Source organism: Paraburkholderia phenazinium (assembly GCF_900141745.1).
Taxonomy (GTDB): Bacteria; Pseudomonadota; Gammaproteobacteria; order Burkholderiales; family Burkholderiaceae; genus Paraburkholderia; species Paraburkholderia phenazinium_B.
Genome location: NZ_FSRM01000001.1, coordinates 2,381,756 through 2,393,789 on the forward strand (window position 1 = coordinate 2,381,756; position 12,034 = coordinate 2,393,789).

The following is a 12,034-nucleotide window of genomic DNA, read 5'->3' on the forward strand; positions in this document are numbered from 1 at the left end:
TAAATAGATACTGGGAGACAGAATGCAGGTGGTAGTTCAGGCGGCAGTTCGGGTGACAGCTCAAGCGGCAGGTCAGCCAACGGACGAGGCGGCAGGTCAGGTGACGGCCCAGGTGGCAAGGCAGTTCCCGGTGGAGGACAGATCGGGTCTTGCAGGACGTCCGGCCGCCGCCGTTCAGTGCTCGAACGACCCACGCCAGAACCCGAGCGCGAGCAGAAGCAGGAGCGCCGCGCGATGAGCAACTGGATTCGCACGAGTTGGCCGGCGCTCGCCATCATGCTGGGCGCGTCCGTTTGGGGCATGATCTGGTACCCGCTGCGCATGCTGGCTTCGCTGGGAGTGACCGGCACGGCCGCCAGCGCGCTCACAAGCGGCGCCGGCTGCCTGTTCGTGCTGCTGGTACGCCACCGCGCCATCCGCACAGTCCGCTGGCATTGGCTGCTGCCCGCACTAGCGCTGGCCGCCGGTGTCACGAACCTCGGTTTCGTCTGGGGTTCGATCCACGGCCAGGTCATGCGCGTGCTGCTGCTCTTCTACCTCACCCCAGCATGGACCGCGCTGTTCGCACATTTCATCCTGCATGAACGCCTGACGTGGACCGGTGCCGCGCTCGCGGCGCTGTCGCTGGCGGGCGCGATGACCATGCTGTGGTCGCCCCAACTGGGTTTGCCGGTGCCGGCGAATCTGGCTGAATGGGGTGGCCTCGCCGGGGGCATGGGCTTTGCCATGAGCAATGTGTTGATTCTCAAGACGAGCCGTGTGCTGCCCGGGATGAAGGCGGAAATGCGCACCGCGACGATTTTTGGCGGCGCTGCCATCTTCAGCGCCTGCGCGTCGTTATTCGAGGCGATGCCCGCGCCGCCCACCGGCGCGCACCTGGGCGTGGCGGCCTTGCTGGTGCTGGGCCTCGGTTTCCTGTTGGCGTCCAATAACATGCTGGTGCAATACGGCATGGCGCGCATCCCGGCGAACCGCGCATCGATCATCATGCTGTTCGAAATCGTGGTGACGGCGCTGTCTGCATGGCTCTTTGCCGGCGAGACCCCCGGGCCGCGCGAATGGGCGGGCGGCGCGTGCATCGTGCTGGCGTCGGCGTTGTCGAGTTGGGTGCATCGCACTAAGCTCGACCCTAAGCGCCAGGACCGCTCACGCGCGATGGTATGATTGCCCCTGCTTGCCGTCGCGCGCCTTGCCGGGCGTGCGCGGCGCCCGTATCGCGGGGTTCGTGTGGGTCGTTTCGCAGTGGCTGGGAACGGCACGCGCGGCCCTTGCGATCCACCTTTATTTTCCCTTTTCAATCAGCGATATCGCCGTGCGTCTGACCTCGATCAAACTCGCTGGCTTCAAGTCATTCGTCGATCCCACGCATTTCCAGGTTCCGGGCCAGCTTGTCGGCGTGGTCGGTCCCAATGGTTGCGGCAAGTCCAACATCATCGACGCCGTGCGCTGGGTGCTCGGCGAATCGCGCGCTTCCGAGCTGCGCGGCGAGTCGATGCAGGACGTGATCTTCAACGGCTCTACTGCGCGCAAGCCGGGCAGCCGCGCCAGCGTCGAACTCGTGTTCGACAACGCCGACGGCCGTGCCGCCGGCCAGTGGGGGCAGTATGCCGAAATCGCCGTCAAGCGCGTGCTGACACGCGACGGCACTTCGAGCTACTACATCAACAACCTGCCGGCGCGCCGCCGCGACATCCAGGACATCTTCCTCGGCACCGGTCTCGGGCCGCGGGCGTACGCCATCATCGGGCAGGGCATGATTGCGCGCCTGATCGAGGCGAAGCCTGAAGAACTGCGCGTGTTCCTGGAGGAAGCCGCGGGCGTCTCGAAGTACAAGGAACGCCGCCGCGAGACCGAGAGCCGTCTGCACGACACGCGTGAGAATCTGACGCGGGTGGAAGACATCGTCCGTGAACTCGGCACGAACCTCGAAAAGCTCGAAGGTCAGGCAGTTGTCGCGACGAAGTTCAAGGAACTGCAGGCCGACGGCGAAATGAAGCAGCGCCTCTTGTGGCTGCTGCGCAAGAACGAAGCCGGCGGCGAACAGGAACGCCAGCAACGCGCCATCGAACAGGCGCAGATCGACCTCGAAGCCCAAACCGCGAAGCTGCGCGAAGTCGAAGCGCAGCTGGAAACGCTGCGTGTGGCGCACTATTCGGCGAGCGATGCGATGCAGGGTGCGCAAGGCGCACTCTACGAGGCGAACGCCGAAGTGAGCCGGCTCGAGGCCGAGATCAAGTTCATCGTCGAATCGCGCAACCGCGTCCAGGCGCAGATCGCCGCGCTGAACGCGCAGCGCGAGCAGTGGCAGTCGCAGGCCCAGAAGGCCCAGGACGACCTCGAAGACGCTGCGGAACAACTGGCGGTGGCGGAAGAAAAGGCCGCGCTTGCCGAAGACGAAGCTGCTGCGAAGCACGACGCGATGCCCGCTCTCGAAGCCCGTTGGCGCGATGCGCAGACGCAGCTGAACGAAGAGCGCGGTGGCATTGCACAGACCGAGCAGGCGCTCAAGCTGGAGGCCGCGCATCAGCGCAATGCCGACCAGCAGCTGCAGCAGTTGCAGCAGCGTCATGAGCGGTTGAAGCTGGAAGCGGGCGGTCTCGACGCGCCGGACGAAACCCAGCTCGAAGAGCTGCGCATGCAGTTGGCCGAGCACGAAGAGATTCTTAACGACGCCCAGGCGCGCCTCGCCGATGCCCAGGAAACGCTGCCGCGCCTCGACGGCGAACGGCGCAGCGCCCAGGAGCGCGTGCAGTCGGAAACGGCGCAGATTCATCAGCTCGACGCGCGCCTTGCTGCGCTCAAGCAGTTGCAGGAAAACGTCCAGACCGAAGGCAAGATCCAGCCGTGGCTCGAGAAGCATGAGCTGAACGGTTTGCCACGCCTTTGGAAGAAGCTGCACGTTGAAGCAGGCTGGGAAACCGCGCTGGAATCGGTGTTGCGCGAGCGTCTCGCCGCGCTGGAAGTGTCGAATCTCGACTGGGTCAAGGCCTTCGCGACCGATGCGCCGCCCGCCAAGCTCGCCTTTTACGCACCGCCGGCAGCTGGAGCGCCGGTCACGACGCCGCCTGCCTTGCGGCCGCTGCTGTCGCTGGTGCGCATTGACGACGCGGGCCTGCGCGCGGTGTTGAACGACTGGCTGGGTCTCGCTTTTGTCGCCGACGATCTTGCCCAGGCGCTCTCGCTGCGTTCGCAATTGCCGGAAGGCGGCTCGTTCGTCGTCAAGGCGGGCCATGTGGTGACGCGCGTCGGCGTGCAACTCTATGCTGCCGATTCCGAGCAGGCCGGCATGCTGGCCCGTCAGCAGGAAATCGAAAATCTGACGCGCCAGGTGCGCGCCCAGGGGCTGCTCGCGGACGAAGCCAAGACGGCGGCGATTCGCGCCGAGGCGGCTCACACGCAGGCATCGCAAACCTTGACGGACGTGCGCCAGCAGGCCGAGCGCGCGACCCAGCGCGTGCACGCGCTGCAGATGGATGTGCTGAAGCTCACCCAGGCGCATGAGCGCTACATGCAGCGCAGCACGCAGATTCGCGAAGAGCTCGAAGAGATCACCGCACAGATCGACGAGCAGCGCGCCTTGCGCGGCGAGTCGGAAGCGAACTTCGAACGTCACGACGCCGAACTGGCCGAATTGCAGGCGCGCTTCGAAGACAACCAGTTGGCCTTCGAAGCACTCGATGAAGAACTGACGGCTGCGCGAGCGCAGTCTCGCGATCTTGATCGGGCTGCCACCGATGCACGCTTTGCCGCGCGCAATATGGCGAACCGCATCGACGAACTGAAGCGCAGCATTCAGGTGGCGCACGAACAGAGCGAACGGGTTGCCGCATCGCTCGAAGACGCGCGGGCCGAACTCGAAACGATTAATGAGCAGACCGCGCATACGGGTCTGCAAGGCGCGCTGGAGATCCGGGCGGTCAAGGAAGAGGCGCTGCATGCCGCGCGGCTTGAGTTGGACGACCTGACCGCCAAGCTGCGCGCTGCCGACGAGACGCGTCTCACGGCAGAACGGGCGCTGCAGCCGCTGCGCGACCGCATTACCGAGCTGCAGTTGAAGGAACAGGCCGCGCGCTTGAACGCCGAGCAGTTCATCGAACAGCTCGCCGCAGCAGGTGTCGACGAGGCCGAATTGCAGGCCAGGTTGACACCGGACATGAAGCCCTCCTACCTGCAAGGCGAAGTCACGCGGCTGAACAACGCGATCGCTGCGCTGGGTCCGGTGAATATGGCCGCGCTCGACGAACTGAAGGCCGCTACCGAGCGCAAGAGCTTCCTCGATGCGCAGTCGGCTGACCTGAACAGCGCAATCGAAACGCTGGAAGACGCGATTCACAAGATCGATCAGGAAACCCGCACGCTGCTGCAGGGCACCTTCGATCAGGTCAACCTGCATTTCGGCGAACTGTTCCCGCGTCTGTTCGGCGGCGGCCAGGCCAAGCTGATCATGACTGGCGACGAAATCCTCGACGCCGGCGTGCAGGTCATGGCGCAACCGCCGGGCAAGAAGAACTCGACGATTCACTTGCTGTCGGGCGGCGAGAAAGCGCTGACCGCGACGGCACTCGTGTTCGCGATGTTCCAGTTGAATCCGGCGCCGTTCTGTCTGCTCGACGAAGTGGACGCGCCGCTCGACGACGCCAACACGGAGCGCTTTGCCAATCTGGTGCGCGCGATGTCGGACAAGACCCAGTTCCTGTTCATCTCGCACAACAAGATCGCGATGGAAATGGCCCAGCAACTGATCGGCGTGACGATGCAGGAGCAGGGTGTGTCGCGGATCGTCGCGGTCGACATGGAAACGGCCGCCGGTTTCGCCCAGAATATCGTTTGATACGGACGGCGCGAGCCTGCGCCCCCGCTGCGGCAAGCTTGCCGCGCGGCGCAGGCTCAGACGCCGCGCAAACAGAAGAATTGCTGATGGAGCATGCATGGACGAGTTGACACTCGGTTTGATCGGCGCGGGTGCCGTGGTGGTCGGGGGCGTGGTGGTCTACAACGCATGGCAAGGCGCGAAGGTGCGCCGCCGGATGCCGCGGCCGATGCCGGCCGATACTGCCGAGGCCTTTGCACGGGAAGACCAGGAAGAACAAAGCCCGTTCATCGAACCGGCCCGGCCGACCACTCGCCGCGAGCCCGTGTCGGATGACGCGACCGATACCGGGTCGCGCGTCGAACCTACCTTCGGCACGGCGCCGCCGCTCGACACCCCCGCGGATATCCAGGCCGAGACGACTACGCCGAATGGTTTCCCCGAGCCGCAAAGCGAGGACGTGCCCACTGGTGCCGACGAGCCCTCTGAGCCGATTATGCCGGCCGCGACGACGATCTCTTCTGCACCGCCTGCGATCGTGGATCGGCGCATTGATTGCATCGTGCCGATTCGTCTCGCCGGTCCGCTGGCAGGCGACAAGGTGATTCCGCTTGCGCAACGTCTGCGCCGTGCGGGCAGCAAGCCGGTGCATATTGAGGGCAAGCCGGAAGGCGGCGGCGCATGGGAACTGCTGCAGAACGGCGTGCGCTACGAAGAACTGCGTGCAGCCGCGCAACTGGCCAACCGCAGTGGTCCGCTGAACGAACTGGAGTTTTCCGAGTTCGTCACGGGCGTGCAGCAGTTTGCCGATGCCATCGACGCGGCTCCCGAATTCCCCGACATGATGGAAACGGTGGCGATGGCACGCGAGCTGGACGGTTTCGCCGCCCAATGCGATGCGCAACTGTCGATCAACGTGCTGTCGGACGGGGCGCCGTGGTCGGCGAACTATGTGCAGGCCGTGGCTTCGCAGGACGGCCTGCTGCTTTCGCGCGACGGCACGCGTTTCGTCAAGCTCGACGCCCGGCAAAGCCCGGTGTTCATGCTGCAGTTCGGCGATACCAACTTCCTGCGCGACGACCTCACATACAAGGGCGGCCAGATGATCACGCTGGTGCTCGACGTGCCGGTGGCCGATGAAGACATCCTGCCGTTCCGGCTGATGTGCGACTACGCGAAGTCGCTGTCGGAGCGGATTGGCGGCCGGGTGGTGGACGATGGGCGCCGTCCGCTGCCGGAAACGTCGTTGCTGGCGATTGAGAAGCAGTTGATGACGCTGTACGCCAAGCTGGAGCAAGCTGGGATTCCGGCGGGTTCGCCGGCCACGAGGCGGTTGTTTAGCCAGTAAACTGTTGGCGGTTGCGGCAGCGGGGCTCGCGCAATAATAGGCGCCTCGACTGTGCCGGCGCCCCTTCGACGCCACGATAAAAGCTGCGTATGCCGATCTCGCCAGCGTCGCGCGCACCCTGCTTCAGTCGACCTCCTTCGACCATGCGCCGCCGCTGATCCAAGCCTTGATCGCGGCGACCACCGCTTCATCCTGTCCATTGAAACCGTGATGGCCCATTGCCTCGCACGGGTTGCCGCGTGCGTTTCCGCCGCTGACAGCGATGAAATCATGACCATCGTCCGCGATACGCTTCGCTGCACTGAACGAACAGAGATAGCAGCCGTCGTCTTCGTGATGCACGAAGAGCTGGCGAGCGTGGATCTCGCCGTAGTTGAAGCCGGCCAGCGGTAGCGCCTGACCACGTGCTGGACTGCTTAGCGTCGAGGTATGGACGACCGCGTCCCAGGTATCGGGCAGCGCCCGGCCGACAAACGCCGAAGAAATCGTCCCCCGACTTGTGCCGACGAGCACGAGTTTCGCCTGCGGAAAGCGCGTGCGCAGGTCGGCCGCGACACGCGCGAGGTCCTGTGCATGGCGCGGCGACGCGCGGAAGCTGTCGGAGTAGCCGCCAGGCTGATCGGACGGCGTATCGACCAGTGCAGTGGCAAAGCGGTCGTCGACCAGCAAGGTGCGCGCTCGCACGAGGAAGTTTTTCTTCAGACCCAGCCTGATAGTGCCGTCGCTCGCCTGTGCCAGTTGCAATGCCCCGTCGCCGCCCGCGAACATGACGAGAACCCAGTCGGGGTGACTGTCGTCCTTTTGCGTTAGCAGGTATGAGATCGTCGCGCTGTCCGCTAGAGGGACGGTGACGACCTGTTCGAGCGCGCACGCGGGCGCGGCGTGCCAGACGCACAGCGCAATGCAAAGCGACATGGCGAACGAGGCCAGCCGCCCGAGACCACGTCTGATCACAGTAAAACCCGTCATGGTTGTCCTTCGGTGGATATGCCAGAGCGGCATGTGGCTCATGCGCTTACAGTCGCATTCCGCTCCGCGAGTGTCAATGCAACACAGCGCACGTTAGCCGTCTGGCCAGGGCTAGCCCACGATCGGTGAGGCGGCGTACGAAACTGGCCATCCGGCCAATGTCCACGGCGGGCGGTTCCTGAGATAATCTGAGGTCTGAATTTCACCGGCGGATCTTCTCAAAGCATGGCCCGAACCACCGTCCCTGACCCAGCAACGAGCAGCCCGGCCAAGCGTGCTGCGTGGTTGCGCGCGGAACTCGAACGCGCGAACCACGCGTACTACGTACTCGACCAGCCGGATCTGCCGGATGCGGAATACGACAAGCTCTTCAAGGAGCTTCAACAGATCGAGACGGCGCATCCGGATCTGATCACGCCGGACTCGCCTACCCAGCGCGTCGGCGGCGAGGCCGCGAGCGGCTTCGAACCGGTCCTGCACGACCAGCCGATGCTCTCGCTGAACAATGGCTTTGCCGACGAAGACATCGCGGCGTTCGACAAACGCATTGCCGATGCGCTCGGCAAAACGCCGGTCAGTTACGCCTGCGAGCTCAAGTTCGACGGCCTGGCCATTTCGCTGCGCTATGTGGACGGGCACTTCGTGCAGGCCTCCACACGCGGTGACGGCACGACCGGCGAAGACGTGACCGGCAATGTCCGCACGATCCGGTCCATTCCGTTGGCCCTCAAAGGTAAGCGTGTGCCGAAGGTGCTCGACGTGCGCGGTGAAGTGCTGATGTTCAAGCGCGATTTCGAACGTCTCAACGAGCGGCAACGTGCGGCGGGTCTCAAGGAATTTGCCAACCCGCGTAACGCCGCGGCCGGTAGTTTGCGCCAGCTCGATTCGAAGATCACGGCGCAGCGCCCGCTGTCTTTCTTCGCCTATGGGATCGGTGTGCTCGACGGCGAGCCGATGCCGGCTACCCATAGTGCGCTGCTCGATTGGTATGGCGAAATGGGCTTGCCGGTCAACAGCGAGCGAGCGGTGGTGGAGGGCGTGGAGGGGCTGCTGGGGTTCTTCCATAAGGTGGGCGAGAAGCGCGACGGGCTACCGTACGATATCGACGGCGTGGTGTACAAGGTCAACGCCCGCGACGAGCAAGACGTGCTCGGCTTTGTCTCGCGCGCCCCACGCTTTGCGCTTGCGCACAAGTTTCCGGCCCAGGAAGCGCTGACGAAGCTGCTGGCGATCGACGTGCAGGTTGGCCGTACTGGAGCAATCACGCCGGTGGCACGTCTCGAGCCGGTGTTCGTCGGCGGCGCGACGGTGACGAATGCCACGTTGCACAACGAAGACGAAGTGCGCCGCAAAGATATCCGTATCGGCGATACCGTGATCGTGCGGCGCGCCGGCGACGTGATCCCGGAAGTGGTGAGCGCGCTCATGGACCGGCGTCCGGCAGACGCCACTGAGTTTGTGATGCCCACGCAGTGTCCAATTTGCGGCTCGGCTATCGAACGTCTGCCTGACGAGGCAATCGCCCGCTGCACGGGCGGCCTGTTTTGTCCGGCGCAGCGCAAGCAGGCCCTGTGGCATTTCGCGCAACGCCGCGCGCTGGATATCGACGGGCTCGGCGAGAAGATCATCGACCAACTGGTCGAACTGAAGCTCGTGCGTACGCCGGCCGATCTGTTTAACCTCGGTTTTGCGACGTTGGCGGAGCTCGACCGCTTCGCCGAAAAGTCCGCGCAGAACCTGCTCGACTCGCTCGAAAAGGCCAAGCACACCACTCTTGGACGTTTCCTGTACGCGCTCGGAATTCGTCAGGTGGGCGAATCGACGGCTAAGGATCTGGCAAAGCACTTCGGTTCGCTCGATCCAATCATGAACGCCACGGTCGAGGAACTACTGGAAGTGAATGATGTAGGACCGGTGGTGGCCGAGTCGATTCATCAGTTTTTCGCCGAAGAGCACAACCGGACGGTGATCGAGCAGTTGCGCGCGCCTGGCAAGGTGACCTGGCCGGAAGGGCCGCCGGCGCCCAAGGCGCCACAAGGCTTGCTGGCGGGCAAGACGATTGTGCTGACGGGCACTTTACCGACGCTGGCCCGTGAAGAAGCCAAGGAAATGCTTGAAGCAGCGGGCGCCAAGGTGGCCGGTTCGGTGTCGAAGAAAACCGATTACGTCGTGGCTGGCGCCGAGGCAGGCAGCAAACTTGTGAAAGCTGAGGAACTCGGCATCCCGGTACTCGACGAAGATGGTATGCGTAAGCTCCTGGAGGGGCAGATAACATGATCCGCGAAATTCTCAAGATGGGCGATCCGCGTCTTTTGCGCATCGCCGCTCCGGTCGACCACTTCGACACGCCCGACCTGCATGCCCTCATCAAGGACATGTTCGAGACCATGCACGACGCCAATGGCGCGGGGCTCGCTGCGCCGCAGATCGGGGTCGATCTGCAGGTCGTGATTTTCGGTTTTGGGCACAACGAACGCTATCCGGATGCGCCGCCGGTGCCGGAAACGGTATTGATCAATCCGACCATTACCCCGGTGTCGCAGGATATGGAAGAGGGTTGGGAAGGCTGTCTTTCGGTACCGGGTCTGCGCGGCGCCGTCAGCCGTTTTTCGATGATCCGCTATCACGGCTTCGACCAGTTCGGCAATCCGATAGACCGTGTCGCCGAAGGCTTCCATGCCCGCGTCGTCCAGCACGAGTGCGATCACCTGATCGGCAAGCTCTACCCGATGCGGATCAACGATTTCGCGAAGTTCGGCTTCACGGAAGTGCTGTTTCCGGATCTGGATCCGAATAGCGACGACTGAGCGCGAAGGGTGGCCGTGAGGCCTCCGAGCGTTCGATCGCCTTGATAGAAAAAGAAAGCCCACGCATTTGCGTGGGCTTTTGCACATCGGCCGGATGGGTGCTTACAGCGCACCTCGGCACAGCGCTCGACGCGTGCGGCGGCCGGCCCGTCACACGGCTATACGATCAGACTCAGAACGACTCGTCGTGCGCCAGGTAGCGCCATTGCCCCGGCGGCAACGCACCGAGCGGCACGCTGCCCATACGCACGCGTTTGAGGCCGACTACTTCCAGGCCGACCAGCTCGCACATGCGCCGGATCTGACGTTTCTTGCCTTCACGCAGCACGAAGCGCAACTGTTCGCCGTTCTGCCAGCTAACCTTGGCCGGCTTGAGCGGCACGTCGTCGAGTTCCAGACCGTGACGCAGCAACTCGAGGCTTTCGAGGGGGAAGTGCTTGTCGATCTCGGTCGTCATGTCGCCGTAGGTCACGCGCACCAGATACTCCTTCTCGACCTCCGAATGCCCGCCGATCAGCCGTTTCGCGATCCGGCCGTCCTGGGTCAGTACCAGCAGGCCGGTGGAGTCGATGTCGAGCCGGCCCGCCGGAGCAAGCTGACGCAGATGCGATACCGAGAAACGGATATCCGAGTTGTCGGCTTCCCAGCGGTTTTCCGGTGTAACGAGCGTGACGGCTGGCTGGTAGCCGTCTTCCGCCTGACCCGAGACATAGCCAACCGGCTTATGGATGAGGATCGTGACGAGGCGTGCCTGAATCGCCTGCGCGGCCGGGTCGATCTCGATGCGCTGGTCCGGGCGGACCTTGGAGCCGAGCGTGTCGATTTTTTCACCATCGACGCGCACCCAGCCGTTTTCGATCCACTCGTCCGCTTCGCGGCGAGAACACAGCCCAAGCTCCGACATCAGCTTCGACAGCCGTAACGTGCCGGGGGCATCGTCGCGATCGCGGCGATGCGCGGTGGCCGGGGGCGGAGCGGATCCTTCACTGCGCTCGGGGCGCGCTGGTTTGCCGGCGCGCGGCGGACGCTCCGAATGTTCTGCGCGTGGCGGCCGATCGCCGAACCCGCGTGCGGCAGGTGCTCGTGCTCCACGATCCTCGCGCGGCGCGCGTTCGGCGCGATCTCCGTACGCACGCTTGACGGGCGCGGCGAAAGAACGCTCGCCGCGCTCGGAAACATTGCGCTCACCGGAAGCCGAGCGACCTTCGCGGCCACCTGGTGTGCTTCGGCGTGCGCTTTCGTCGCGCGGTGCCCGCTCGAACGTGCGGCGCTCGTCGGAACCGCTGCGGCCTGCGCCAAAGCGCGGGCGCTCGGACGTGCCACGTTCGCGCGACTCTCCACGTTCGTTGTGTCCCGGGCTTTCTCCACGGGGACCGGTGTTGAAGCTGCCGCCGGCGCGCGGGCCGGTTGGGCGGCGGGCATCGTCTGCGCTGCGAGGGCCACGCGGTGCGCCAAATGCCGGGCGGCCGGTGCCTTCGTCGCGGGCGAAGCGTGCTGGCCGCTCGCCTTCAGCGCGGCGCGGCGCGCGGTCGCCCTCAGAACGGCGCGGAGCGCCGCTGGGGCCGTCGCGACGAGGCGCTCGCTCGCTTCGCTCACCCGCTGCGAAACTGCGCGGTGGGCGTTCGGTCCGTTCACCGTCGAACTTGCGCGGCGGACGTTCAGTCCGCTCGCCGTCGAACTTGCGCGGCGGACGTTCAGTTCGCTCGCCGTCGAACTTGCGCGGCGCACGCTCTGCGCGCTCACCCTCAAACCTCCGCGGCGCACCCGCATCACCATCACGCCGCGGCGGCCGATCCGACGACGTACGCCGTGCAGCGCCACTAGCCCCCGCATCGCGATCGCGCGAAAAAGAACCCTCCGCACGCGGCGGCCGCGCGCCACCTTGCGTGCGCCCAGCGCCGCCCGCAAAACCCACAGACTTACCCGCCGGTCGCTTACCGGTGTCCGCCGGTTTGGCTTCCCGCCCACCGGCGGCCGGCGTGGCGGGCCGCGGCCCGGCAGGGCGCGTCGGCTTACGCGCGGTCGTACTACCCGAGCGAACAGGGGCGCGTTCGGACGAAGCCGACCGCGGATGCTTGGCTGTCAATTTGACTCGCATGA

General features: G+C 64.8%; 7 protein-coding genes. 5 read left to right on the forward strand and 2 right to left on the reverse strand.

Going from position 1 to position 12,034, the window contains the following annotated elements:
* Nucleotides 1-234 precede the first annotated feature (234 nt).
* The 3 genes from BUS06_RS10885 (at nucleotide 235) to BUS06_RS10895 (ending at nucleotide 6,158) form a co-directional block, all read left to right on the forward strand.
* Nucleotides 235-1,164, forward strand: a complete 930-nt coding sequence (locus BUS06_RS10885; protein WP_074264270.1) for a DMT family transporter — start codon at nucleotides 235-237, stop codon at nucleotides 1,162-1,164.
* Between the two features lie 148 nt (nucleotides 1,165-1,312).
* Nucleotides 1,313-4,831 carry a chromosome segregation protein SMC gene (gene smc / locus BUS06_RS10890; protein ID WP_074266028.1) on the forward strand — a complete coding sequence of 1,173 codons (3,519 nt, stop codon included), beginning with the start codon at nucleotides 1,313-1,315 and terminating at the stop codon, nucleotides 4,829-4,831.
* 97 nt (nucleotides 4,832-4,928) lie between these two features.
* Entirely contained in the window at nucleotides 4,929-6,158 is a 1,230-nt protein-coding gene (locus BUS06_RS10895; RefSeq protein WP_074264271.1) for a cell division protein ZipA C-terminal FtsZ-binding domain-containing protein, read from the forward strand.
* Nucleotides 6,159-6,281: 123 nt separating this feature from the next.
* On the opposite strand, the gene BUS06_RS10900 is transcribed toward BUS06_RS10895, so the two are convergent.
* Nucleotides 6,282-7,127 (reverse strand): alpha/beta fold hydrolase, encoded by an 846-nt coding sequence (locus BUS06_RS10900; RefSeq protein WP_074264272.1) that lies wholly within the window; start codon nucleotides 7,125-7,127, stop codon nucleotides 6,282-6,284.
* A gap of 225 nt (nucleotides 7,128-7,352) precedes the next feature.
* Here BUS06_RS10900 and ligA point away from each other — a divergent pair, with 225 nt between their 5' ends.
* Nucleotides 7,353-9,404, forward strand: coding sequence for an NAD-dependent DNA ligase LigA (gene ligA / locus BUS06_RS10905; protein ID WP_074264273.1), 2,052 nt, complete (start codon nucleotides 7,353-7,355; stop codon nucleotides 9,402-9,404).
* Nucleotides 9,401-9,934, forward strand: coding sequence for a peptide deformylase (gene def, locus BUS06_RS10910; protein ID WP_074264274.1), 534 nt, complete (start codon nucleotides 9,401-9,403; stop codon nucleotides 9,932-9,934). Before ligA ends, def begins: the two co-directional genes overlap by 4 nt.
* Before the next feature lie 172 nt (nucleotides 9,935-10,106).
* Here def and BUS06_RS10915 read toward each other — a convergent pair whose 3' ends face one another.
* Nucleotides 10,107-12,032 carry a pseudouridine synthase gene (locus tag BUS06_RS10915; RefSeq protein WP_074264275.1) on the reverse strand — a complete coding sequence of 642 codons (1,926 nt, stop codon included), beginning with the start codon at nucleotides 12,030-12,032 and terminating at the stop codon, nucleotides 10,107-10,109.
* Between the last annotated feature and the right edge of the window lie 2 nt (nucleotides 12,033-12,034).